Here is a 23,960-nt window from a genome sequence, read left to right on the forward strand (position 1 = left end):
GGGGCTGAGAACTCATGTCGTACGACGTCGAGAAGCCGGACGAGCAGTGGCGGGCGGAGCTGGCCCCGGCCGAGTACGCCGTCCTGCGCGAGGCCGCCACGGAGCCCGCCTTCACCGGTGAGTACACCGACACCAAGACCGAGGGCGTCTACTCCTGCCGGGCCTGCGGCGCGGAGCTGTTCACCTCCACCACCAAGTTCGAGTCGCACTGCGGCTGGCCGTCCTTCTTCGACCCGAAGGACACCGACGCGGTCGAGCTGATCGAGGACCGCACCCACGGCATGGTCCGCACCGAGGTGCGCTGCGCCCGCTGCGGCTCGCACCTCGGGCACGTGTTCGAGGGCGAGGGGTATGCGACCCCGACCGACCAGCGGTACTGCATCAACAGCATCTCGCTGCGGTTGGAGCCGACGGCGGGCTGAGCCGGCGACGGGCCGGGCCGGCGACGGGCCGGGCCGGGCCGGCGACGGGCCGGGTCAGCGACGGGCGGCCGGGAGCGTCACGGTGAACACCGTCGCCCCCGGTTCGCCGCCCAGAGCGATCGTGCCGCCGTGCGCCCGCACCAGTGAGGCGGCGACGGCCAGGCCCAGGCCGCTGCCGCCCCGGTCGCGGCTGCGGGCCTTGTCGACGCGGTAGAAGCGGTCGAAGATCCGGTCCCGGTCGGCCACCGGCACACCGGGACCGGTGTCGGCGACCGACACCCGGGCCGCCTCGGCCGTGACGGTCACCGTGACGGCGACCTCGGTGCCGGGCGGCGTGTGCACGGCCGCGTTGGTGAGGAGGTTGTCCAGCACCTGCCGGATCCGCTGCGGATCCAGGCGCAGCCGCACCCCCGCCGGCCCGGGCGTCACCGTCACCGTCAGCGGATGGTCCGGCCGACCGGCGCGGAAGGCGTCGGCCGCCTGCCGCACCAGCTCCGTCAGGTCCGCCTCCCGCCACCGCAGCGGCGCCTCCACCTCGTCCGCGTCCAGCCGGGCGAGCAGCAGCAGATCGTCCAGCAGGGTCCCCATCCGCGCCGCCTCCGCACGCAGCCGGGCCAGGTGCCGCTCCCGCTCCTCGGGGGCGTTGGCCGCCGCGTACTGGAAGAGGTCGGCGTAGCCCCGTACGGACATCAGCGGGGTGCGCAGCTCGTGCGAGGCGTCCGCGACGAACCGGCGCAGCCGCTGCTCGGCGCGCGCCCGCACCGCCAGCGACGCGTCGATGTGCTCCAGCATCGTGTTGAACGCGGTCCGCAGCTCCGCCACCTCCCTGCCGCCGTCCCGGCCGTCGGCCCGCAGCGGCAGCCGCGCGGCCGACTCGGTCAGGTCGTGCGAGGCGATGCCGTGTGCCGTGCTCGCCATGTCGCTCAGCGGTTCCAGTCCCCGCCGCAGCATCCGCCGCCCGAACACCACCAGCGCGAGCAGCGCGAGCCCGAAGGCGACGACCTGCACCGTGATCAGCTGCCGCACCGTGTCCTCCACATCGCCCAGGGGTGCCGCGCTGACCAGCACCACCCCGGGCCCGACCGCGCAGGCCCGCAGCAGGTACGGGCCGTGCCCGTCGATCCGCACGGTGCGGGTGAGGTCCTCGCCCGAGCGGGCCATGGTCCGCGCCAGGTCGGTCAGCGCCCGGCTGTCGGCCGGCACCTCGGCGGGCGTGCGCAGGTCCGCCGAGCCGCCGGACACGTCGTACACCGCCGTGTACCAGCCGTAGTAGGGCTTGCGTTCCACCGTGCCGTGCGCCGCCGCGTCCTTGGACTGCACCACCTGCACCAGCTTCATCTGGTCGGCGAGCTGCCGCTCCAGGTAGTCCCGCATGTACGCGGTCAGCACCGTGCCCACCACGGCGAACACCACCAGCGCCAGCACCCCCAGCCCCAGCGCCAGCCGGGTGCCGAGCCGCAGCCCGCGGTAGGCGTGCCACCACCGGCGTATCACCCGGCCGCCTGCCGGATCGCGTAGCCGAAGCCCCGCACCGTCCGGATCAGCGGCTCACCCGCGCCGTCCGCGCCGTCCATGCCGCTCGCGTGCTCCAGCTTGCGGCGCAGCCGGCTCACGACCAGTTCCACGACGTTGGACCGGCCGCCGAAGCCGTACTCCCACACGTGGTCCAGGATCTGGGCCTTCGTCAGCACGGCCGGCGACTTGCGCATCAGGTAGCGCAGCACCTCGTACTCGGTCGGCGTCAGCGACAGCCGCCGCTCGCCGCGGCGCACCTCACGGGTGTCCTCGTCCATCGCCAGGTCCGCCACCCGCAGCACCGACCGCCGCGGGAGCGGCCCGGTGCCGCGCCGCAGCACGGTGCGCAGCCGGGCCATCAACTCCTCCACCGCGAACGGCTTGACCAGGTAGTCGTCGCCGCCCCGGGTCAGCCCCGCCACCCGGTCGGCCACCCCGTCGCGGGCGGTGAGGAACACCACCGGCACCGTCGTGCCCGCACCGCGCAGCCGGTCCAGGACCCCGAAGCCGTCGACGTCCGGCAGCATCACGTCGAGCACCACGATGTCCGGCCGGAACCGGACGGCCAGCCGCAGCGCCTGCTCACCGGAGTGCGCGGTGACCGCCTCCCAGCCCTCGTAACGGGCGACGGTGGCCACGAGATCGGCGATGGGCGGGTCGTCGTCCACCACGAGCAGTCGCACTTTGTCCACCCGCCCATACTGCGCCACCGCCCCGCGGGACCGACAGGCCGGGAAGGTTTCCGGTGTGAACGTCCGAACAGCGGGAAGGAGTCGCCCCGGAGCAGCGGGCCGAGGCGGCACAGCCGTCTACACTCGACCGGCGACGGCCCCACCGACCGCGGCCGGAGCGGGCAGCTTCTGCCAGACCCGAAGGGCATTCGGCGTTTTGATACGGATGGAATCAGTCACCAAGCGGTACCCGGACGGCACCGTCGCGGTCGACCGGCTGTCGCTGGAGATACCCGACCGCTCGATCACGGTCCTGGTCGGCCCCTCGGGCTGCGGCAAGACGACCACCCTGCGGATGATCAACAGAATGGTCGAACCCACTGAGGGAACGATCCTGCTCGACGGCGAGGACCTCCAGCGGCAGCCCGTCACCACCCTGCGCCGGTCGATGGGCTACGTCATCCAGAACGCCGGGCTCTTCCAGCACCGGACGATCCTCGACAACATCGCCACCGTGCCCCGCATGACCGGCTGGGGCAAGCAGAAGTCCCGCGAGCGGGCCGCGGAGCTGATGGAGCGCGTGGGGCTCGACGCCGCCCTCGGCAAGCGCTACCCGTACCAGCTCTCCGGCGGCCAGCAGCAGCGCGTCGGCGTGGCCCGGGCGCTGGCCGCCGACCCGCCGGTGCTGCTCATGGACGAGCCGTTCTCCGCCGTCGACCCCGTGGTCCGCAAGGGGCTGCAGGACGAACTCCTGCGCCTCCAGGACGAGCTGGGCAAGACCATCGTCTTCGTCACCCACGACATCGACGAGGCCATCAAACTGGGCACCATGGTCGCGGTGATGCGCACCGGCGGCCGGCTCGCCCAGTTCGCACCGCCCGCCGAGCTGCTGTCCGACCCCGCGGACGAGTTCGTCGAGGACTTCCTCGGCGCCGACCGCGGCATCCGGCGCCTCTCCTTCTTCCCCTCCGGCGCCCTGGAGCTGACCACCGGCCCGGTCGTGCGCGCCGACGCCGGCGCCGAGCAACTGGCCGCGGTCGACGCCCCGCACCTGCTGGTGACCGACGCGGAGGGCAGGCCGCTGGGCTGGGCCGAGCCGGGAGACCTCGCCGCCGGGGGCCCGGCGGCCGGGCGACTGCTGCCCTACGGGCGGCCGTTCGTGCCCGGCACCGACTCGCTGCGGGCCGCCCTCGACTGCGCCGTCCTCTCGCCCACCGGCTGGGCCGTCGCCGTGGACACCGACGGCCGGGTCACCGGCGTCGTCTCCCAGCAGACCATCGGCGAGGCGATCCGCGCCGCCCACGGTGCGGGGGCCACCGGCGACGCGCCGGCCGAGGAGTCCGCCGACGTCACCAAGGTCGCCCCGTGAACGGCTTCTTCGACATCCCGAGCGACCTGGACAACACCTACTTCGGCCTGATCGGGCTGCACCTGCGCGAAGCGCTGCTGCCGGTCCTCGCCGGTCTGCTCGCCGCGCTGCCCGTCGCCCAGCTCTGCGTCCGCTTCCGCTGGCTGTACCCGCCCGTGCTCGGCGTGACCACCGTGTTCTACGCCATCCCGTCGCTGGCCGTCTTCGTGGTCCTCATCGACTACACCGGCCAGACCGAGCTGACCGTGATGATCCCGCTGGCCGTGTACAGCCTGGTGGTGCTCGTCCCGGCGATCGTCGACGGGGTCCGGTCGGTGCCCGAGGAGACGCTGGCCGCTTCCACCGCCATGGGCTTCGGCCCCGTCCGGCGCTACCTCCAGGTCCAGTTGCCGATCGCCGTGCCCGCGATCCTCGCCGGGCTGAGGGTGGCCGTGTCGGCGAGCATCTCCCTGGTCAGCGTCGGCGCCCTCATCGGCAACCAGGGCGCCCTCGGCAACCTGCTCGCCGACGCCCAGAAGTACGGGCGGCCGGAACTGGCGGTGAACTCCGTCCTCACCACCGCCGTACTGGCGATCCTGTGCGACGCGGCCCTCGTCCTGGTCCGCAACCTGCTGACCCCGTGGATGCCGCGGGGCAGGCGGCAACGCCCGAAGGCGGCCGCCGCGCGGCCCGAACCGCAGGAGGCGGCGGCCCGGTGAACGTCCTCCACTTCGTCAACGCCTTCTTCGGCGACGGCGCCCACTGGCACGGCTACGACGGCATCCCCCGACGCCTGGTCGAACACGTCCAGTACACCCTGATGGCCCTCGGCCTCGCCGCCGCGATCGGGCTGCCCGCCGGGCTGCTGACCGGGCACACCGGGCGCGGCGGCAACGCCGTCGCCTTCGTCGCCACCGCCGCCCGCGCCCTGCCCAGCTTCGGCCTGCTGGTGCTGATCGCCGTGGCCGTCGGCATCGGCCTGCTGCCCGTGATGGTCCCGCTGGTCGTGCTCGCGATCCCGCCGATCCTGGTGACCACCTACGAGGCGGTCCGCTCCGTCGACCCCTCCCCGGTGGACGCCGCGCGGGGCATGGGCATGCGCGAGTCGAGCATCCTCTTCCGCGTCGAACTGCCCGTCGCCCTCCCGCTGGTCCTCAGCGGACTGCGCTCGGCCGCCATCCAGGTCGTCTCGACGGCGACCATCGCCGCGTACGTCAGCCTCGGCGGCATCGGCCGCTACATCATCGACGGCCTCTACCAGCGCGACTACGAGAAGGTGGTCGGCGGCGCCACGCTGGTGGCCGCCCTCGCCCTCGTCACCCTCACACTCTTCTGGGCGGCGGGACGGTTCGCGGTGTCGCCGGGGGTGCGCAGGCGTTGACGGCGCACGGCGGCGGGGAAACCGTAACCAGGCCGTTCTTGACTGACCGGCGAGTGGCTCGTTTGGATCGACGGATGACTTCCACCGCGCAGAGCAGCAGGTCCAGGACCAGGCACACCGGCGCGACGGCCGTCGCGCTCATCGCCGCGGCGGCGCTGCTCGCGGGCTGTTCCTCCGACTCCGACGACACCTCCGACAACCCGTTGGCGGGCGACAAGGCGGAGGCGGGCACCGTCGTCGTCGGCTCGAACAACTTCGCCGAGTCCACCCTGCTCGCCGACATCTACGGCGAGGCGCTCAAGGCCAAGGGCCTCAAGGTCTCCTACAAGCACAACATAGGAAGCCGCGAGACGACGTACGGCCTGATGAAGAACGGCTCCGTCACGGTGCTGCCCGAGTACAACGGTTCGCTGCTCGCCTACCTCGACCCCGAGGCCGAGCAGAAGTCCGTCGAGGCGGTGAACGAGGCCGCGAAGGCCAAGCTCGACAAGAAGCTGACGCTGCTGGAGTCGTCGCCGGCCGAGAACAAGGACTCGGTGAGCGTCAACGCCGAGACCGCGAAGAAGTACGGGCTCACCGCCGAGTCGACCCTCGCCGACCTCAAGGACGCCGCACCGGACCTGGTGATCGGCGGGTCACCCGAGTTCCAGACCCGGCAGCAGGGACTCAAGGGCCTGGAGTCCGTGTACGGCCTGAAGTTCAAGTCCTTCAAGGCGCTCGACGCGGGCGGCCCGCTGACCCAGTCGGCGCTGACCAAGAACGACGTGCAGGCGGCCGACGTCTTCACCACCGACCCGGCCATCATCAAGGAGAAGTTCGTCGTCCTGAAAGACCCGGAGAACCTCTTCGGCCACGCGAACGTGACCCCGCTGGTCACCAAGGACGGGCTGTCCAAGGAGGGCGTGGCCGCGCTCGACGCGGTCTCCGCCAAGCTGGACACCAAGACGCTCCTCGACCTGGACGCCCGGGTCCAGCTGGACAAGAAGGACCCGCTGGACGTGGCCAAGGAGTGGCTGAAGTCGGCGGGTCTCGTCTGACGGGTCTCGTCCCGCGGGTACTGCCGCTACGACGCCGCGGCCCCGGCCGCGGCGTCGATCAGCTGGTCGATCAGGGCGACGAGGACGTCCCGGCTGGACGTCCGCTCCCGTACGTCGCACAGCAGCACCTGCACGTGCTCCGGCAGTGCGAGGGCCTCCCGGATCTCCGCCGCCGGGTACGGATGGCGTCCGTGGAACCCGTTGACGCCGACGACGAAGGGGATGCCCCGCCGCTCGAAGAAGTCGATCGCGGCGAAGCTCGACTCGGGCCTGCGCACGTCGACCAGGACCACCGCGCCGAGCGCCCCGATCGCCAGGTCGTTCCACATGAACCAGAACCGCTGCTGACCGGGCGTACCGAAGAGGTACAGCACCAGGTCCCGGCCGATGGTGATCCGGCCGAAGTCCAGGGCGACGGTCGTGGCCCGCTTCTCCTCGATGCCCGCGAGGTCGTCGACGTCCAGGCCCGCCGCGGTCAGCGGCTCCTCGGTGCGCAGCGGGGCGATCTCGCTGACCGACCCGACCATGGTGGTCTTGCCGACGCCGAAACCGCCCGCGATCAGGATCTTCACCGCCTCGGGCGCGTCGGTCGCGGTCGGGCGGGCGGGTGCCGTGGGCGTCTCGGCGACGCGCTCAGAGCCGGCCAAGGCCGTCCCTCACTTTCTGCAGCAGGTCCAGGTCCCCGGCGGCGCGGGAGACGACGTGCGGCGGCCGGGCGGTGATCCGGCCGGCCTCCAGCAGGTCCGAGAGCAGGATGACGACCACGCTCACCGGCAGGTCGAGACGGGCCGCGACCTCCGCCACGGCGACCGGCTCGGCGCACAGCCGCAGGATCCGCAGGTGCTCCGGCTGCGGACGCGCCGCCCGGGCCGGCTGCGGGTCGAGGGCGGTCACCGTCGTGATGAGGGTGAAGTCGGCGCGGCTGGGCCGGGTCCGGCCGCCGGTCAGGGTGAACGGCCGCACGAGCCGGCCCCCCGCGTCGCCTCCGGTCACGTCACTCGCCGGGGCCGACGGTGGCCCGGGGTGCCGCGCTCAGGTGCTCGCCGATCTTCTTCACCAGCATGTTCATCTGGTACGCCACCACGCCGACGTCGGCGTTCGGGCCGGTCAGCACGACCAGGTGGGCGCCGGGACCCGCGGAGGTGAGTATCAGGTAGCTGTTGGCCATCTCGATGAGCGCCTGGCGCACCGGGCCGCCCCGGAAGTCCATGCTGACGCCCTTGCTGAGGCTCATCAGGCCCGACGCCGTCGCCGCCAGCCGCTCGGCGTCGTCCCGCAGGAAACCGGTGGACTTGCTGACGACCAGTCCGTCCTCGGAGAGCACCACGGCCTGGTTCACGTCGGCGACCCGCTCCACGAGTCCGGTGAGCAACTGGTCCAGCTCGGTGTGCGTGGCGGGGGAGGGTCGGGTCATCGCGTGTCCTTCGTCGGCGTTCTGCGGTCGGTGGTCGGGGTCGAGGGGGCGGCGGAGGAGAGGACCTGGGCGTCGTCGGCGTCTGTGCCGGTGTCGTCCGCGTCCTCGCCGGTCTGGGCCCGCAGCGTGCCGCGCTGGAATCCGGCGAGGGAGGAGGCGGCGCGCTCGGCCGTGAAGTCGGCGTAGTCGCCGGTCCGGGCGTCCCGGCCGGCGCCGTGGTCGTCGTCGCGCAGTTCCGCGGCGAGGCTGGTCTGCGGCACGCGGCGGGGCAGCGGCGCCGGTCCGCCCGGCGTGCCGGTGGCACCGCCGCGTGCGGCGTCGGGAGAACCTGCCGCCGAGGACCGGGGCGCGGGCGCGGGCCGGGACGACCGTACGGGTGCCGCGCCCGCCGCCGGATCCGCTCCCGCCCCGGAGGCGGCGGAGGACGGGGCGGCCGGGGCGGCGGCCCGGCCGGGGGCGCGGTCCCCGGACGCTTCGAGGGTCCCGGCGGCCCGCGGGCCGTCCGCCCCGCCCACCGGCTCGCGCACCACGATGTCGTGCGGGATCAGCACGATCGCCGTGGTCCCGCCGTACGGGGAGGAGCGCAGCGTGACGGTGATGCCGTGCCGGTGCGCGAGGCGGGCGACGACGAACATGCCGAGCCGCAGGTCACCGGCGAGCGCCACCACGTCGAACTGCGGTGCCACCGCCAACTGGGCGTTGAACGACGCGTAGTCCTCCTCCGACAGCCCGAGCCCGCGGTCCTCGATCTCGACGGCCAGGCCCTTGGCCACCAGCGCCGCCCGCACCCCGACCGGGTTGGGGGCGGGGGAGTACGCGGTCGCGTTGTCGATCAGCTCGGCCAGCAGATGGATCACGTCGGCCACCGCCGGCGGGGCGAGGGCCACCTCCTCGTCGGTGTGCAGCTCCACCCGCTGGTACTCGGCGACCTCGCCGACGGCGCTGCGCAGGATGTCGACCAGCGACACGGGCTCCCGCCAGGTGCGCCGGGGCTGCTCGCCGCTGATGATGACGAGGTTCTCCTCGTAGCGCCGCAGCTGGCTCGCCGTGGAGTCCAGTTCGTACAGGCCCTTGAGGATCTCGGGGTCCGTGTGCTCGCGCTCCAGGGCGTCCAGCTTGCCGAGCTGCATGTTGACGAGGTTCTGGCTCTGCCGGGCGATGCCCAGGATCACCTTCTGGAAGCCGCGCCGGGTGTCGGCGAGTTCGACGGCGGTGTGCACGGCGGTGCGCTGGGCCGTGTTGAACGCCTGCGCGACCTGGCCGAGTTCGTCGCGCCCGTAGTCCAGCGGCGGGGTCGCCGACTCCACGTCGACCGTCTCACCACGCTCCAGCCGGGCCACCACGTCGGGCAGCCGCTCCTCGGCCAGGCTCAGGGTGGCCAGTCGCAGCCCGCGCAGCCGCCGGGACAGCGAGCGCGTGATGCGCCAGGACATGACGACGCAGAGCACCAGGGCGACCAGGCCGCCCGCGCTGAGGGAGGCGGCCGTGATCAGCAGCCCGCGTGCCTCGTCGGCGCTGCGGTCGAGCAGCCCGTCGGTCTGCTCCCCGATCAACTGCCGGTACTGCTCGGAGACCTTCGCCATGGCGGGGGCCCACCGCTGACGCACGTCCGGCAGGTCGATCCGGTCGTCCCCGCCCGCCGCACGGGCCGCGAGGACCTCGTCCTCGACCTTCTGGAGGGTCTGCCACTCGGGGCTCGCGAGGATCCGCTCGGTCTGCGCCTTCGCGCTGCCGCTCAGCGCGGGCAGGATCTGGTCCTGGACGAGCCAGCGCCGGGTGTGGACCAGCTGGGAGAACCGCTGCCACTGTGCCGCGTCCATCCGGCCGGACGGCCCGGCCAGGGTGAGCCGGGCGTCCTCCTGGGAGACCAGCTCGGCGGCGTGTTCGATGGCTACCAGCGGCCCCGCCTGCGAGGTGAGGTCGCCGTCGTCGACCTGGGAGAGCTCCTGGAAGGCGTGGATCTGCTCGTCGACGATCGCGGTGTACTGGTCGAGGGCCTGCTCGGCGGTGATGTCGCTGGGGTCGTCCACCTGGTTGCGGTAGTACTCCAGGCTGCCCAGCGAGCCGAGCACCGAGTACAGCCGGTCCGACACCCGGTCGGGCGCGCTCTCGATCGCCTCGGACTGGCTCACCAACTGGGCGACCGCCTCGTCCGACTTCTCGCGCTGCGCGTCCAGTTCCGACCGGTCGCCGCCCGGGTCGGCCAGCCGGGCGGCGGACAGACTGCGCTCCTTCTGCAGGGCGAGGGCCGCCTCGGTGCCCATGGCGCCGGTGTCACGGCTCAACTCCGTCTGCGCGCGCAGCCGCAGGCCCTCCGAGAACATCTGGATCGTCGTGACACCCCACACGGCCGTCAGGGTGACGCCGGGCACCAGCGCCAGGAGGATCAGGGAGAGACGTATGGAGCCGAGGCGGCGCCGGACGCCCTTCCCCGGGGCCCGCCGCGACTGCCGCGGCTTCCGAGCCGTCCCTGCCGTCGTCCCCGTCGTTGTCCCTGTCGTTGTCCCTGTCGTCTTCCGTGTCTTGCGTGTCTTGCGTGCAGACATCGTCGTCCTAGGCGATCAGTGGAGGAGGGTGGCGGCGGGGGCGGCGCGCAGCGACCGGCGACCCCGGGGTCCGGTCACCGGGTGCCGCCCGCGGCGAACTCGGCGACCGCGTCGGCGTTCGTCCGGGTGACGAACGCGGGGCCGGTCAGCACGGGGGCCACTCCACCGCCGCTGACGTTGCCGTTGGTGCGGTACAGCCAGAGCGCGTCCACCGCCAGGTACCCCTGGAGGTACGGCTGCTGGTCCACGGCGAACTGGATGTCCCCGCTCTTGACGGCGTCGACCAGGTCGTTGTCCAGGTCGAAGGTGGCGACCTCGGCGTCGCTGCCCGCCTCGCGGACCGACTCGACCGCGGTGAGGGCGAACGCCGCGCCGTTCATGACGACTTCGTCGATGCCGGGATTCTGCCGCAGCCGGGCCGTGACGGCCGCGCCGACCGCCTTCATGTCGGTGCCCTCGACGTACAGCATCTCGCTCTCGCCCTTGAACGTCTTCTTCACCCCCGCGCAGCGGGCCTCCAGGGCGACGTTGCCGCGCTCGTGGATGACGCACAGGGCGTGCTCGGCCTTGAGGTCGTTCAGCTTGTCGCCGACGGCCCGGCCCGCGACGCTCTCGTCCTGTCCGAAGTACTCCAGGAGTCCGGTGGAGCGCCAGGCGTCGATACCGGAGTTGAGGCCGACCACGGGGATCCCGGCCGCCTTCGCCTCGGCCACCGGTGCCTTCATCGCCTGCGGTTTGGCCAGCGTCACGGCGATGCCGTCGGCCTTGTCGCGGACGGCGTCCCGCACCAGGTCGGCCTGGTCGGCGGTGTCGGCGTCACCGGCGTAGGTCAGCTCGACGCCGTCCTTGGCGGCCGCCGCCTCCGCGCCCTTGCGCACCCGGTCCCAGAAGGCGTCGCCCTCACCGCCGTGGGTGACCATGACGATCTTCATCGGGTCCGTGCCGTCCCCGCCCGCGGCGTCCGCGGCCGGGTCGTCCTCGTCGCCGCCGAGGGCGGAGCAGCCGGCCGCCAGCAGACAGACGGCCGCGGCGAGGGCCGCGGCGCGCAGCCGTCCGGGGAAGTGAAGGGGCGGGGGAGTTGTACTCATGGGGGTTGGGGCACCTCGCTGTGCGGCCGAGCAGGAGGAACGGGACGAGGTGGCCCGGAGCCGCGGGTCAGTGCGCCAACCGGGTGATACTCGCCTGGCCGGAGCAAACCGTGTGTGACCGCTGGTAGTCAAGTGACCTGGGAACCGCTGTCAGTTGTCGGTGCCGCATCGTGATGAACGGGATCGGCGAAAGCGGGCCGAAGCGGAATCCCGGGCGGTATGTCCGTCCGTCGGCGTCCATACGCGGAACGCGGGTCCGGAACGCGCGTCGCCGCCGGGGGCAAGGAGGATGATCTGACGGGCAGTTAGTCCGTGAGTTATCGTGTACAGGGGGTTAAGACAGGCGGCACGGCCTGTTGAGTTCCAGCCCAGGAGAGTTCAGCCGATGGCGAGGCAGGCACGCGCCGAGCAGACCCGCGCGACGATCGTCGGTGCCGCGGCCGACCTGTTCGACCGGCACGGCTACGAGTCGACCAGCCTGAGCGAGATCGTCGCCCACGCCGGGGTCACCAAGGGCGCCCTGTACTTCCACTTCGCGGCCAAGGAAGACCTCGCCCACGCCATCATGGAGATCCAGTCCCGCACCTCGCGCCGGCTGGCGAGGGACCTGGACGGGCGGGGCTACTCCTCGCTGGAGGCGCTGATGCGCCTCACCTTCGGCATGGCCCGGCTGTGCGAGGAGGGCCCCGTGCTGCGGGCCGGGCTGCGGCTCGCCACCGGGGGAGTGCCGGTCCGGCCGCCGCTGCCGCACCCCTTCACCGAGTGGCGGGAGATCGCCACCTCCCGGCTCCTGGACGCCGTCCGGCAGTCCGACGTGCATCCGGACATCGACGTCGACTCCGTCGCCCACACCCTGGTCTGCTCCATCGTCGGCACCCGCGTCGTGAGCGGCACCCTGGAACCGGCCGGACGCCAGCCCCGCCGCCTCGCCGAGATGTGGTACATCCTGATCCGCGGCATGGTCCCGGTGACCCGGCGGGCCCGCTACCTCACCCTCGCGGCCCGTCTGGAACAGGAGACGGGCACGCCCTGACCGGTACGGTGACGGACATGCCCGACACCGCGTCCGAGTCCGCCCCCGTCATCCTCGGCAACGAGCCCGGCTCCTTCCCGCACGGCGTGCTGGCCGAGCGGCACCCCGCCATCGTGCGGCAGGTGCGGGACGCGTTCCCCCACGACCCCGCACGGCGCGAGGCGCTCGACGCGCTCCTCGCGAGCTGTGCCGACGGCGTGATCGAACCGCTGCCCGCCGACGCCGACCCCACCGGCCGCGACCGGGACCGCTGGGCGGCCTGGGGCATGGACGCGTACGCCGGCCGCTCCTGGTACGACGTGCCCTGGCTGTGGGCCGAGAGCCACTTCTACCGCCGGCTCCTCGACGCCGTCGGCTACTTCGGCCCCGGCCCCTGGCAGGGCGTCGACCCCTTCCGGCCCGCCAAGCTCACCGAACTGGACGCGCCGGAGACCGACGAGGAACTCGCCGCGCTCGACGGCCTGGACCGCGTGCCGGCCGGCGAACGCACCCGGGCCCTGCTGCACGGCTCGCTCTGGGGCAACCGCGCGGACCTCGGCTTCCGCCTCTCCGACCGGGGCGCCGACACCGCCGGGAAGGTGGACGCACTCGTCGCCGACGACAGCGACACCCTCTGGTCCCTGCTCCCGCACCCCGCGACGGCCGCCGCGGGCCCGACCACCCTGTGCCTCGTCGCCGACAACGCCGGCCGCGAACTCGTCCCCGATCTCCTCCTCGTCTCCCACCTGCTCGCCGAGGGCCGGGTCGACCGGGCGGTGCTGCACGTCAAGCCGTACCCGTACTACGTCTCCGACGCCACGCCCGGCGACGTGCTCGACGCCCTGTGGCGCCTTCGCGCGGCGGGCGGCGCCGCGGCCGCGTACGGCGACCTGCTCTGGACCGCGCTGGCCGACGGCCGCGTCACCGTCCGCGCCCACCCCTTCTCCTGCGCGCCGCTGCCGTACGCGGACATGCCCGGCGACCTGCGCGAGGACTTCGCCGCGGCCACCGTCACCGTCCTCAAGGGCGACCTGAACTACCGGCGCCTGGTGGGCGACCGCTGGTGGCCGCCGACCACCTCCTTCGCGGACGCCACCGCGTACTTCCCCGGCCCCGTCGCCGCGCTGCGCACCCTGAAGTCCGACGTGATCACCGGCCTGTCCGCCGCGACCGAGGCGGCGCTGGAAGCGAGCGGCGAGCCGCGCTGGCGCACCGGCGGGACGCACGCGCTGATCCAGGTCAGGCGCTGAGAACGGAGTCCCCGGAGCCCGGGGGATCCGGAGCCCCGAAGTTCCGCGAACCGCCTCGATTCACGCGATGGTGTGATCATGTCCCGCCCGGTGGATGCGGCCGAAGGGCCGCGGGTAGGGCCCGGCCATGACGCAACAGCCCTTCGAACTCCCGCACTTCTACCTGCCGCATCCCGCGCGGCTGAACCCGCATCTCGACGAGGCCCGCGCCCACTCGACGACGTGGGCGCGCGAGATGGGCATGCTGGAGGGCTCCGGGGTCTGGGAGCAGTCCGACCTCGACGCCCACGACTACGGCCTGCTCTGCGCCTACACTCACCCCGACTGCGACGGGCCGGCCCTCTCCCTCATCACCGACTGGTACGTGTGGGTGTTCTTCTTCGACGACCACTTCCTGGAGAGGTTCAAACGCAGTCAGGACCGCGCCGCGGGCAAGGCCCATCTGGACCGGCTCCCCCTGTTCATGCCACTCGAGGGGGCCACCGGGATGCCCGAACCCCGCAACCCGGTCGAGGCCGGTCTCGCCGACCTGTGGACCCGCACGGTGCCCGCGATGTCGGCCGACTGGCGCCGCCGCTTCGCCGTCGCCACCGAGCACCTGCTCAACGAGTCCATGTGGGAGCTGTCCAACATCAACGAGGGACGGGTCTCCAACCCCGTCGAGTACATCGAGATGCGCCGCAAGGTCGGCGGCGCCCCCTGGTCGGCCGGGCTCGTGGAGTACGCGACGGCCGAGGTGCCCGCGGCCGTCGCCGGGACCAGGCCGCTGCGGGTGCTGATGGAGACGTTCTCCGACGCCGTGCATCTGCGCAACGACCTCTTCTCCTACCAGCGGGAGGTCGAGGACGAGGGCGAGCTGAGCAACGGGGTGCTGGTCCTGGAGACCTTCTTCGGCTGCACCACCCAGGAGGCCGCCGAGCTGGTCAACGACGTCCTCACCTCGCGGCTGCACCAGTTCGAGCACACCGCGTTCACCGAGGTGCCCGCCGTCGCCCTGGAGAACGGCCTGACCCCGCCCGAGGTCGTCGCCGTCGGCGCGTACACCAAGGGCCTCCAGGACTGGCAGTCCGGCGGCCACGAATGGCACATGCGTTCCAGCCGCTACATGAACAAGGGCGAGCGCCCCCTGGCCGGCTGGCAGGCGCTGACCGGGCCCGGCACCTCCGCCGCGGACGTGGGCGCGCTGCTCGCCGCGGCGGCCGCCCAGCGCGCCCGCCCCTACACCCACGTGCCGTACCAGAAGGTCGGCCCGTCCGTCATCCCCGACATCCACATGCCCTACCCGCTGGAGCTGAGCCCCGCCCTGGAGGGCTCCCGGCGGCACCTGTCCCAGTGGTGCCGGAGCATGGGCATCCTCAGCGAGGGTGTCTGGGACGAGGACAAGCTGGAGAGCTGCGACCTCCCTCTGTGCGCCGCCGGCCTCGACCCGGACGCCACCCAGGACCAACTCGACCTCGCCTCCGGCTGGCTGGCCTTCGGCACGTACGGCGACGACTACTACCCGCTCGTCTACGGCCACCGCCGGGACCTCGCCGCCGCCCGCCTGACCACCGCGCGCCTCTCGGCGTGCATGCCGCTCGACGGCGAGCCCGCCCCGCCGCCCGCCAACGCGATGGAACGCTCCCTGATCGACCTGTGGGCGCGTACCACGGCCGGGATGACGCCCGAGGAGCGGCGCCCGCTGAGGAAGGCCGTCGACGACATGACCGAGGCCTGGGTGTGGGAGCTGTCCAACCAGATCCAGAACCGTGTCCCCGACCCGGTGGACTACCTGGAGATGCGCCGCGCCACCTTCGGCTCCGACCTCACCCTCGGCCTGTGCCGCGCCGGACACGGCCCGGCGGTGCCGCCCGAGGTCTACCGCAGCGGTCCCGTCCGCTCCCTGGAGAACGCGGCGATCGACTACGCCTGCCTGCTCAACGACGTCTTCTCGTACCAGAAGGAGATCGAGTACGAGGGCGAGATCCACAACGCGGTCCTCGTCGTGCAGAACTTCTTCGGCGTCGACTACCCGGCCGCCCTCACGGTCGTGCAGGATCTGATGAACCAGCGCATGCGCCAGTTCGAGCACGTCGTCGCACACGAACTCCCCGTCGTCTACGACGACTTCCAGCTGTCCGACGAGGCGCGGACCATCATGCGCGGCTACGTCGCCGACCTGCAGAACTGGATGGCCGGCATCCTCAACTGGCACCGGAACGTGCCCCGCTACCAGGCCGAGTACCTGGCGGGACGCACCCACGGCTTCCTTCCGGACCGGATCCCGACCATGCCCGTGCCCGTACCCGCGCGCATGCCCATGCCCATGCCCATGCAGAGGAGCAGTCCCGTTCCGACGCCCTGACCGACGTTCAGTCTCACTCTTTCGTGGCTCGTCACGCGCCGGTGCGCCGGGTAGAGCACCTGCCGGAGGCGATCCATGGAACAGACAGCGTTGCGTCCCAAGCCGATGCCCGGTCGTGAGCCGGGCCCCGGCGCCGAGCCCGACACCGCCCGGCGTCCGCATGCCGGACGCCGCCGTCGGCGGCTCACCACCGTCCTGCTCGGCGTGCTCGCCGCGGTCGTCCTCCTCCTGGCGGGCGTGGGACTCGGCACGGTGGCCGCCACGGTGGCCGGCATGAGCAAGCTCGCCGAGCTGCAACGCCAGGCCGGGGCGGCGGGGCCGGGAGCGGCCGGCGGAGCGGGGGCGCCGACGGGCACCCGGGCCGCCCCGGCGCACCCCTCGGCCGCTCCCACCCCTTCCCGGCGCCGGCCGGGGCGACCCTCGGCGTGGAGGCCGTGGACGACGAGAAGCCCGGGGCCCTGGTCGTGGGCGTCCACGTGCCGGGGCCCGGGTACGCGGCGGGCCTGGTGCGGGGCGACGTGCTGCTGACGGTCGGCACGGCCCGCGTCGACTCGGCCGCCGACCTCGCGCACGCCGTGTCCCGGGCCAGGCCCGGCAAGGAGGTCAAGGTCACCGTGCGCCACAAGAGCGGCGGTTACCAGCAGCTGACGGCCGTGCCGGGGGTCGTCACGTGACGGTACGGAAGTGGCTCGTGAGCAGCCCGGTGTCGTCCAGTACGTGGTAGGCCAGTCCGACCGGCGCGTCCCGGTCCGCGATCTGGTCGCCCTCCCAGGGCAGCCGCAGCGTCCACGTCACCCCGGGGCCGACCATCAGGGGGCGCCCGGCGAACACGGTGGCGGCGGGCGTGTGGGCGTGGCCCGTGATCAGCCCGGCGATCGAGGGCCTGCGGTCCAGCAGCGCGGCGAGGCGCCCGGGGTTTCGCAGTCGGTAGGAGTCGGGCAGGGGGTGGTGCAGCGCCGTGGGCGGATGGTGGAACGCGAGCAGGGCCGGGCGGTCGGCGTCCAGGCCGTCGAGCGACGCCTCGATCCAGGCGTACGTCTCCTCGTCCAGTTCCCCCTCGTCGCTGCCCGGGATGCTGGAGTCGCACATGAGGACCGCGCCGCCGTCGAAGACGCGCATCTCGTTGACCGGGCCGTCGGCGGCGGGCCGGCCGAGCAGGGCCTTGCGGTAGGGGGCGCGGCTGTCGTGGTTGCCGGGGCAGACGAGCACGGGGAACGGCGCGGAACCGTCGCGCAGTCCGAGGATGCGGGCGGCCTCCTCGTACTCCGCCTCCGTGCCGTGGTCCGCGACGTCCCCGGTCACCAGGAGCGCGTCCACCCGCCCCGGCAGTCGCCACAGCAGGTCGCGCACCCGCTCGGCGCGCTCGGTCGCCCGCGGGCTTGCGTCCAGATGCAGATCGCTGATGTGCGCGAGTACGAGCACGGTGTCGGCCTCCTCCGGGCGTCCGGACCGCGACGCCCCGTCACTGATGCTGTGTTAATGGTTATGACGCATCCAAGCATTAGTCACGTGGTTGATCAATGCCAATCGGGTCGCGTCGCCACCTTCCTGAGGGCAGGATGCTGCCCGTGGTCCCTTCACTCTTCCGCCCCGGGAGGCCCGGATGACCGGCAGCAGGCCCGCCGCTTCCTTCACCGCCGACGACTACCGGGCCCGCATGGAGCGCGCCGCGCGTGCGGCCGCCGACGCGGGTCTGGCCGGGCTGCTGGTGGCCCCCGGCCCCGACCTGGTGTGGCTCACCGGCTACGCGCCCACCGCGGACACCGAACGGCTCACCCTGCTCGTCCTCGCCCCCGGCCGCGACCCCGTCCTCGTCGTACCCGCGCTCGAAGCCGCCGACGCCGCGAAGGCGGCAGGCGCCCCCGCCCTGACCCTGCGCGACTGGACCGACGGCAAGGACCCCTACGCGGCCACCGCCACCCTCCTCGACGGTTCCGGCCGGCTCGGCATCAGCGACAACGCCTGGGCCATGCACCTGCTGGCCCTCCAGCGGACGCTGCCCGACACGTCGTACGCCTCCCTCACCGAGGCGCTTCCCATGCTGCGCGCCGTCAAGGACACGGCGGAGCTGGAGCTGCTGGCGGCGGCGGGCGCGGCCGCGGACGCCGCCTTCGAGGAGATCCGTAAGGTCCGCTTCGGCGGGCGCCGGGAGTCCCAGGTCGCCGCCGACCTCGCCGGCCTGCTGCGCCGGTTCGGGCACTCCCGGGTCGACTTCACCATCGTCGCCTCGGGGCCCAACGGCGCCAACCCGCACCACGAGGTCGGCGACCGCGTCATCGAGGACGGCGACATGGTCGTCCTCGACTTCGGCGGTCTGAAGGACGGCTACGGCTCCGACACCTCCCGCACCGTCCACGTCGGCGAACCCACCGACGAGGAGCGCCGGGTGCACGACCTGGTCCGCGAGGCGCAGGAGGCCGGCTTCCGCGCGGTGCGGCCCGGCGCCGCTTGCCAGGACGTCGACAGGGCCGCCCGCACGGTCATCGCCGACGCCGGGTACGGCGAGTACTTCATCCACCGCACCGGGCACGGCATCGGCGTCACCACCCACGAACCGCCCTACATGATCGAGGGCGAGGAACGGCCCCTCGTGCCCGGCATGTGCTTCTCCGTCGAGCCCGGCGTCTATCTGCCCGGCCGGTTCGGGGTACGCATCGAGGACATCGTCACCGTCACCCAGGACGGCGGCCGCAGGCTCAACGACACCACCCGGGAGCTGGTCGTCGTCGAGTGACCGGCGACGGACGGACCCCGAACGCACCGGCAGACCCGGAAGACGACGGCGCGACATGACCCAGGCACCGACACCCACCGCGGACACCGTCCGCCGACTGGTCCGCTCCCTGCTGGGCGGGAGCACGGAACCCGACGTCCGGCCGGTCGCCGAGGGCGTGGAAGCCGGCACGTGGTGGGTCGGCGCCCGGCACGTACTGCGGCTGGCCCCCGACCGGGAGACCGCGGTGCGCAGACGCCGCGAACTGCGCCTGCGCGAACTGGTCCGGCCGTACGTCCCGGTCGCGCTGCCGACGAGCGTGGCGCACGGCGAGTGGGCGCCGGGACTCACGTACACGCTGGACGCCAGGGTGCCCGGCGGTTCGGGCGAGGACCACGCCGTGTCCGCCCTCGGCGAGGCGGACCTCGCCGCGCTGCTCACCGGCCTGCGCGAGGTGCCGGTCCGTCAGGCGGAGACACTCGGCACCCCGCGTGCGGCCCCGCGTTCCCTGGAAACCCTGCGGCAGACCGCCGAGCGGGCCGCCCAACGCCTCGCCGCCGCCGACGAGTTCGACGCCGCGCGGCCGGAGCGGCTCACCCGGGAGGCGGCGGCCCAGCTCGGCGTCCAGCCGGGCGCGGCGGCCCTCGTCCACCACGGGCTGACCGGCGAGCACCTCGTGGTCAGCGTCGACGGCCGGCTGCGCGGCGTCCTCGGCTGGAGCGACGCGGTCCTCGGCGACCCGGCCGAGGACATCGCCGGGCTCGCCCTGTCCGTCGGCTCACCGGCCGCCGTCCGTGCCGCCACCCTCGCCGGTTACGGAGCCCGGCCCTGCCTGCGCGGCCTGTGGCTGGCCCGCTGCGACGCGGTCGTCCAGCTCGCCGGAGCACTCGCGGGCCGGCCCGCCGAGCCGCTGTCCCTGCCCCCGCTCGGAACCCGGCTGCGACGCGCCTGGGAACCGATCCTCCTGGAGCGGGTGACGGAACTGCGCGGGAACGGCCCGAGCGACCCGGCCTGACCGGCCCGCACGCCCCGGTACGAGGGGCACGGCGTCCCGTGCGAGCCCCGAGTGCGGACGGGGCACCCGAGTGCGGGCCGGACCCCGTGCACGGGCCGGCTCACTCCTGCGACAGCACCACACTCGACTCGCCCGGTACGCGCAGGATCCCGTCCGCGCCCGGCCCCTCCACCGGTTCCCACGCCGCGAGCACGCGCGCGGGGCGGTTGCCCAGCGGGATCGCAGCCGGTTCGCTGCCCAGGTTGACGGCCACCCGGATGTCGCCGCGCCGGAAGGCCAGCCAGCGCGCCGCGCCGTCGTACGCCACCCTGGTGTCGCCCAGGTCGGGATCGGTCAGGTCCGGCTGCTCGGCGCGCAGGGCGATCAGCCGCCGGTACCAGTCCAGTACGCGCGCGTGCGGCTCGCGTTCCGGCTCCGACCAGTCGAGGCAGGAGCGCTCGCGCGTCGCCGGGTCCTGCGGGTCGGGCACGTCCTCCTCCCGCCAGCCGTGCGCGGCGAACTCCCGCCGCCTGCCGCGCCGTACCGCCTCCGCCAGCTCCGGATCGGTGTGGTCGGTGAAGAACTGCCACGGTGTTCCGGCCGCCCACTCCTCACCCATGAAGAGCATCGGCGTGAACGGCGCGGTCAGCGTCAGCGTGGCCGCGCAGGCCGCGAGGCCGGGCCGGACCAGGGACGCCAGACGGTCGCCCTGGGCGCGGTTGCCGACCTGGTCGTGGGTCTGGCTGTAGCCGGTCAGCCGGTGCGCGGCCATGCGGCCGCGGTCCAGCGCCCGCCCGTGCGAACGGCCCCGGAAGCTGGAGTAGGTGCCGTCGTGGAACCAGCCCCGGGTCAGCGTCTTGGCCAGCGCCCCCAGCGGGTCGCGCGCGAAGTCGGCGTAGTAGCCCTGCGACTCCCCGGTCAGCGCGGTGTGCAGGGCGTGGTGGAAGTCGTCGTTCCACTGCGCGTGCACCCCCAGGCCGCCCTCCGCGCGCGGGGTGATGATCCGCGGGTCGTTCAGGTCGGACTCGGCGATCAGGAACAGTGGCCGGTCCAGGTCGGCGGCGAGGCCGTCCACGGCCGTCGACAACTGCTCCAGGAAGTGGCATGCGCGCGTGTCGGCCAGGGCGTGCACCGCGTCCAGGCGCAGCCCGTCGACCCGGTAGTCCCGCAGCCACGCCAGCGCGCTGTCCACCAGGTACGCCCGCACCTCGTCCGAGCCGGGCGCGTCCAGGTTCACGGCGACGCCCCAGGGCGTGTGGTGCGTGTCGGTGAAGTACGGGCCGAACGCGGGCAGATGGTTGCCGGAGGGGCCCAGGTGGTTGTGCACCACGTCCAGGACCACCCCGAGGCCGAGTTCGTGGGCCCGGTCGACGAACCGCTTCAGCGCCTCGGGCCCGCCGTACGGCTCGTGCACCGCCCACAGCGAGACCCCCTCGTACCCCCAGCCGTGCCGGCCGGGGAAGGGGCACAGCGGCATCAACTCGACGTGGGTGACGCCCAGTCGCACCAGGTGTTCGAGGCGTCCGGCGGCGGCGTCCAGGGTGCCCTCGGGGGTGTACGTCCCCACGTGCAGCTCGTACAGGACGCCGCCCGGCAGCGGACGCCCGGCCCACGGCGTACGCCACGCGTACCGACCGTGGTCGACGACCGCGCCGAGCCCGTCCGGCCCGTCCGGCTGCCGGCGCGAGCGCGGATCCGGCAGCACTGGGCCGTCGTCCACCGCGAAGCCGTACCGCGAGCCGTCCCGCGCCCGCGCCTCGCCGCACCACCACCCCGGCCGTTCCGGATCGCGCTCCAGCGCGCGCGTGGCGCCGTCGCACTGCAACGTCACTCGGCCGGCCTGCGGTGCCCACACCTCGAACTGCACGGACGGTTCCCCTTCGTCTGCTCACCGTGATGTAGCCCACTCATGGTCCTGCAAAAGTGATCGTTCCGCTGGGGATTGCCCCGGCCGGTGACGGGTGTCGTGCCATACGCGCGCGGGGCGGCCCGCCGGCCCCCTCTTCTGGACACTCCGGCCCGGCTGACCGACAATCAGCTGCGTGACGTCGTCCTTCGAGTTCCACACCTACCCCGCGCGGTTGTCCGACGCGGAGCGCGACAAGGCGCTGAAGGCGCTGCGGGACGGCGCCGCCATGGGGCGCCTGTCGCACGACACGTTCATCCGCCGCATGGAGCTGGCGCTCGTCGCCCGCCGCTCGGAGGAGCTGACCGAACTCACCGCCGACCTGGCCACCGAGAGCCGGCTGTCCAGAATGGTGTTCGGCACCGTCGAGGCCGTGTCCGGGTTCGGCGTACGGCTCGGCAGGGCCTGGCGGGCCGAGCGGCTGCCCAAGCTGCTGCTGCCGCACCCCGGCGCCGGTCATCCGCTGCGCATAGGGCGCGACCCGGGCAGCGGGCTGCGGCTGAGCCACGAGACGGTCTCGCGCGTGCACGCGGAACTCAGCCTCCAGGCCGGCCTGTGGGTGCTGCGCGACCTGGGCTCCACCAACGGCACCACGGTCAACGGGCGGCGGGTCATCGGCGCGGCCGTCGTCCGTGAGGGCGACCAGATCGGCTTCGGCCGGATGGCCTTCCGCCTGGCGGCGAACTGACGCGACGGCTCAAGTCCCGGAGCGGAGCGAAGGGGCCGAACGGACCGTCGAACAGATCCCTGGCCTGGGCATCACGCAGTGTCTTGGCCCGCCTCGCGCCCGTGTCCGTGGGCCACATCCCTTTGCTCCGCACACTGTTGACGTACCCCTGAAGTCGTGACTGACTGTGCGTACACCGCGCACACCAGGTGAATCGACGGCCCGCTTCGTGGAGGTGTGCCCTGCCGCCCCTCCTGCGCTACCCGACCGTGGACGAGCTGGGAGCCCGGGCCGCCGCACTCGCCGCCCGGCATCCCCGACAGGCCCGGCTGCGCCGCGTCGGCACCTCCCGCGCGGGCATCCCGCTGCTGCTGCTCTCCGTCGGCCACGGCAGCCGCCAGGTCCTCGTCGTCGCCGGACCGCACGCCAACGAGCCCGTGGGCGGCGCCACCGTCCTGCGGCTGGCCGAACGCGCCGTGGCCGACCCCCGGCTCACCGAGGGCGCCGACGCCACCTGGAACCTGCTGCTGTGCGTCGACCCCGACGGGCTGCGGCGCAACGAGGGCTGGCTGACCGGGCCGTACACCCTCGGCCGCTACGCCCGGAACTTCTTCCGGCCCGGCTTCCTGGAGCAGCCCGAGTGGCTGCCCGACGGCCCGGACCGCGCCACGCTGCCCGAGACCCGTACGCTGCTCGCACTCCAGGACGAACTGCGGCCCTTCCTGCAGTGCTCCCTGCACGGCGTGGACGTCGGGGGCGGCTTCGTCGAGCTGACGCACGACCTGCCCGGCCTCGCCCAGCGCGTCGCCCACACCGCCACCCGGCTAGGCATACCGCGGGAACTGGGCGCCTACGACACCCTGTACTGGCCCGACCTCGGACCCGCCGTCTACCGCATACCGCCGCCCCGCCGCGGCGACCTCACCGCCGCCATCACCGAGGCCGCCGTCGACTCGACGTGGTGCCATCCGCGCGGCTACGGCACCGTCACCGCGGTCGTCGAGGCCCCCATGTGGGGCGTGGCCGCGGTGGCGGACGGCTCGCCCCCCTCCGACCGGGACGCGGTGCTGCGCTCCGTGAGCCGCACCCTGCGCCACGACACCCGGAGCCTGCACCGCGTCCTCGCCCGCGTGCGGCCCCACCTCGCGGCGGTGCCGGAGGCGGCGCACCTCCTCGCGCCGGTCGACGACTACCTGCTGGTCTGCCCCCGGCTCGCCGACGCGTGGGACCCCGACACCGACGACGGTTCGGGCCGCTCGCTGCCGCCCATGAACACCGCCCACCTGGTCGCGCTCCGGCTCGCCGGGCGCCGCCTGGCGCTGCGGACCGCCGGACTGCTGCACCAACTCGTCACCCGCACCGGGGGCGACCCGGCGGGCGTCCTGCCCGAACTTGACCGGCTCGTCGACGAGGGCTGCGCCGACTACCGCGACGGCTGCGCGGCCCACTGGATACCGGTCGGACGCCAGGTCGAGTACCAGACCCGGGTCGTACTCGCCGCGTTCGAACTCGCCGGCCGCCGCCCCACCGCCGGTTCCCGCTCGGGCGAGCCGGGCCGCGGCCCCGGCGCCACGGTGCCGATGCACCGCGACTGACACCCCGCGAAGTGGCCCGCCACGCGCGCGTGCCCGTGGGCTTCCCGTTCGGGTGCC

Annotated in this window: 21 protein-coding genes and 1 pseudogene; 13 read left to right on the forward strand and 9 right to left on the reverse strand. The window is 73.4% G+C overall.

What is annotated here, in order from left to right:
* Positions 1 to 14 precede the first annotated feature (14 nt).
* On the forward strand, positions 15 to 422 hold the full coding sequence (gene msrB / locus BJ961_RS10150) for a peptide-methionine (R)-S-oxide reductase MsrB (protein ID WP_271320993.1): 408 nt from the start codon (positions 15 to 17) through the stop codon (positions 420 to 422).
* Between the two features lie 54 nt (positions 423 to 476).
* On the opposite strand, the gene BJ961_RS10155 is transcribed toward msrB, so the two are convergent.
* Positions 477 to 1,916 (reverse strand): sensor histidine kinase, encoded by a 1,440-nt coding sequence (locus BJ961_RS10155; RefSeq protein WP_271320994.1) that lies wholly within the window; start codon positions 1,914 to 1,916, stop codon positions 477 to 479.
* Positions 1,913 to 2,629, reverse strand: coding sequence for a response regulator transcription factor (locus BJ961_RS10160; protein ID WP_271320995.1), 717 nt, complete (start codon positions 2,627 to 2,629; stop codon positions 1,913 to 1,915). The genes BJ961_RS10155 and BJ961_RS10160 overlap by 4 nt, the downstream gene beginning before the upstream one ends.
* Before the next feature lie 196 nt (positions 2,630 to 2,825).
* Here BJ961_RS10160 and BJ961_RS10165 point away from each other — a divergent pair, with 196 nt between their 5' ends.
* From BJ961_RS10165 to BJ961_RS10180, 4 genes are all read left to right on the forward strand, one after another.
* A complete protein-coding gene (locus BJ961_RS10165; protein WP_271320996.1) occupies positions 2,826 to 3,977 on the forward strand; it encodes an ABC transporter ATP-binding protein in 1,152 nt (383 codons plus the stop codon).
* The gene (locus BJ961_RS10170) at positions 3,974 to 4,675 is read left to right on the forward strand and encodes an ABC transporter permease (RefSeq protein WP_271320997.1); all 702 of its coding nucleotides are present in this window, start codon (positions 3,974 to 3,976) and stop codon (positions 4,673 to 4,675) included. The genes BJ961_RS10165 and BJ961_RS10170 overlap by 4 nt, the downstream gene beginning before the upstream one ends.
* Positions 4,672 to 5,337: an ABC transporter permease gene (locus BJ961_RS10175; RefSeq protein ID WP_271320998.1), complete on the forward strand. Its 666-nt coding sequence runs from the start codon at positions 4,672 to 4,674 to the stop codon at positions 5,335 to 5,337. The genes BJ961_RS10170 and BJ961_RS10175 overlap by 4 nt, the downstream gene beginning before the upstream one ends.
* A 74-nt stretch (positions 5,338 to 5,411) precedes the next feature.
* Positions 5,412 to 6,374, forward strand: a complete 963-nt coding sequence (locus BJ961_RS10180; protein WP_271320999.1) for an ABC transporter substrate-binding protein — start codon at positions 5,412 to 5,414, stop codon at positions 6,372 to 6,374.
* Positions 6,375 to 6,400: 26 nt separating this feature from the next.
* Here BJ961_RS10180 and BJ961_RS10185 read toward each other — a convergent pair whose 3' ends face one another.
* The 5 genes from BJ961_RS10185 to BJ961_RS10205 form a co-directional block, all read right to left on the reverse strand.
* Complete coding sequence (locus BJ961_RS10185; protein WP_271321000.1) at positions 6,401 to 7,021, reverse strand: GTP-binding protein; 621 nt, start codon at positions 7,019 to 7,021, stop codon at positions 6,401 to 6,403.
* Positions 7,008 to 7,367, reverse strand: a complete 360-nt coding sequence (locus BJ961_RS10190; RefSeq protein WP_271321001.1) for a DUF742 domain-containing protein — start codon at positions 7,365 to 7,367, stop codon at positions 7,008 to 7,010. Before BJ961_RS10190 ends, BJ961_RS10185 begins: the two co-directional genes overlap by 14 nt.
* 1 nt (position 7,368) lies before the next feature.
* Positions 7,369 to 7,788, reverse strand: a complete 420-nt coding sequence (locus tag BJ961_RS10195) for a roadblock/LC7 domain-containing protein (RefSeq protein WP_224302313.1) — start codon at positions 7,786 to 7,788, stop codon at positions 7,369 to 7,371.
* Positions 7,785 to 10,160, reverse strand: coding sequence for a sensor histidine kinase (locus BJ961_RS10200; protein ID WP_271321002.1), 2,376 nt, complete (start codon positions 10,158 to 10,160; stop codon positions 7,785 to 7,787). The genes BJ961_RS10195 and BJ961_RS10200 overlap by 4 nt, the downstream gene beginning before the upstream one ends.
* Before the next feature lie 248 nt (positions 10,161 to 10,408).
* Positions 10,409 to 11,422: a substrate-binding domain-containing protein gene (locus BJ961_RS10205; protein ID WP_271321003.1), complete on the reverse strand. Its 1,014-nt coding sequence runs from the start codon at positions 11,420 to 11,422 to the stop codon at positions 10,409 to 10,411.
* Between the two features lie 385 nt (positions 11,423 to 11,807).
* On the opposite strand from BJ961_RS10205, the gene BJ961_RS10210 reads away from it, so the two are divergent.
* From BJ961_RS10210 to BJ961_RS10225, 4 genes and pseudogenes are all read left to right on the forward strand, one after another.
* Positions 11,808 to 12,455: a ScbR family autoregulator-binding transcription factor gene (locus BJ961_RS10210; protein ID WP_271321004.1), complete on the forward strand. Its 648-nt coding sequence runs from the start codon at positions 11,808 to 11,810 to the stop codon at positions 12,453 to 12,455.
* Between the two features lie 17 nt (positions 12,456 to 12,472).
* On the forward strand, positions 12,473 to 13,684 hold the full coding sequence (locus BJ961_RS10215; protein ID WP_271321005.1) for a damage-control phosphatase ARMT1 family protein: 1,212 nt from the start codon (positions 12,473 to 12,475) through the stop codon (positions 13,682 to 13,684).
* A 127-nt stretch (positions 13,685 to 13,811) separates the two neighbouring features.
* A complete protein-coding gene (cyc2, locus tag BJ961_RS10220; protein WP_271321006.1) occupies positions 13,812 to 16,028 on the forward strand; it encodes a germacradienol/geosmin synthase Cyc2 in 2,217 nt (738 codons plus the stop codon).
* A 75-nt stretch (positions 16,029 to 16,103) separates the two neighbouring features.
* Positions 16,104 to 16,702: pseudogene (locus BJ961_RS10225) on the forward strand (PDZ domain-containing protein).
* On the opposite strand, the gene BJ961_RS10230 reads toward BJ961_RS10225, so the two are convergent.
* Positions 16,695 to 17,450 carry a phosphodiesterase gene (locus BJ961_RS10230; RefSeq protein ID WP_271321007.1) on the reverse strand — a complete coding sequence of 252 codons (756 nt, stop codon included), beginning with the start codon at positions 17,448 to 17,450 and terminating at the stop codon, positions 16,695 to 16,697. The pseudogene BJ961_RS10225 and the gene BJ961_RS10230 sit on opposite strands and share 8 nt — an antisense overlap.
* 181 nt (positions 17,451 to 17,631) lie before the next feature.
* On the opposite strand from BJ961_RS10230, the gene BJ961_RS10235 reads away from it, so the two are divergent.
* Together BJ961_RS10235 and BJ961_RS10240 are read left to right on the forward strand one after the other, a co-directional pair.
* Entirely contained in the window at positions 17,632 to 18,762 is a 1,131-nt protein-coding gene (locus BJ961_RS10235; protein WP_271321008.1) for an aminopeptidase P family protein, read from the forward strand.
* 55 nt (positions 18,763 to 18,817) lie between these two features.
* Complete coding sequence (locus BJ961_RS10240; RefSeq protein ID WP_271321009.1) at positions 18,818 to 19,756, forward strand: aminoglycoside phosphotransferase family protein; 939 nt, start codon at positions 18,818 to 18,820, stop codon at positions 19,754 to 19,756.
* 100 nt (positions 19,757 to 19,856) lie between these two features.
* Here BJ961_RS10240 and treZ read toward each other — a convergent pair whose 3' ends face one another.
* A complete protein-coding gene (gene treZ, locus BJ961_RS10245) occupies positions 19,857 to 21,602 on the reverse strand; it encodes a malto-oligosyltrehalose trehalohydrolase (protein ID WP_271321010.1) in 1,746 nt (581 codons plus the stop codon).
* Positions 21,603 to 21,777: 175 nt separating this feature from the next.
* On the opposite strand from treZ, the gene BJ961_RS10250 reads away from it, so the two are divergent.
* Entirely contained in the window at positions 21,778 to 22,329 is a 552-nt protein-coding gene (locus BJ961_RS10250) for a DUF1707 and FHA domain-containing protein (RefSeq protein WP_271321011.1), read from the forward strand.
* Positions 22,330 to 22,577: 248 nt separating this feature from the next.
* On the forward strand, positions 22,578 to 23,903 hold the full coding sequence (locus tag BJ961_RS10255; RefSeq protein WP_271321012.1) for a M14 family zinc carboxypeptidase: 1,326 nt from the start codon (positions 22,578 to 22,580) through the stop codon (positions 23,901 to 23,903).
* Positions 23,904 to 23,960 lie beyond the last annotated feature (57 nt).

The organism is Streptomyces lienomycini, from assembly GCF_027947595.1.
Lineage (GTDB): Bacteria > Actinomycetota > Actinomycetes > Streptomycetales > Streptomycetaceae > Streptomyces > Streptomyces lienomycini.

Coding starts and splice junctions, on each gene's coding strand:
- msrB (WP_271320993.1), top strand. CDS start 15: ATGTCGTACGACGTCGAGAAGCCGGACGAGCAGTGGCGGGCGGAGCTG.
- BJ961_RS10180 (WP_271320999.1), top strand. CDS start 5,412: ATGACTTCCACCGCGCAGAGCAGCAGGTCCAGGACCAGGCACACCGGC.
- BJ961_RS10195 (WP_224302313.1), bottom strand. CDS start 7,788: ATGACCCGACCCTCCCCCGCCACGCACACCGAGCTGGACCAGTTGCTC.
- BJ961_RS10205 (WP_271321003.1), bottom strand. CDS start 11,422: ATGAGTACAACTCCCCCGCCCCTTCACTTCCCCGGACGGCTGCGCGCC.
- BJ961_RS10210 (WP_271321004.1), top strand. CDS start 11,808: ATGGCGAGGCAGGCACGCGCCGAGCAGACCCGCGCGACGATCGTCGGT.
- BJ961_RS10215 (WP_271321005.1), top strand. CDS start 12,473: ATGCCCGACACCGCGTCCGAGTCCGCCCCCGTCATCCTCGGCAACGAG.
- cyc2 (WP_271321006.1), top strand. CDS start 13,812: ATGACGCAACAGCCCTTCGAACTCCCGCACTTCTACCTGCCGCATCCC.
- BJ961_RS10235 (WP_271321008.1), top strand. CDS start 17,632: ATGACCGGCAGCAGGCCCGCCGCTTCCTTCACCGCCGACGACTACCGG.
- BJ961_RS10240 (WP_271321009.1), top strand. CDS start 18,818: ATGACCCAGGCACCGACACCCACCGCGGACACCGTCCGCCGACTGGTC.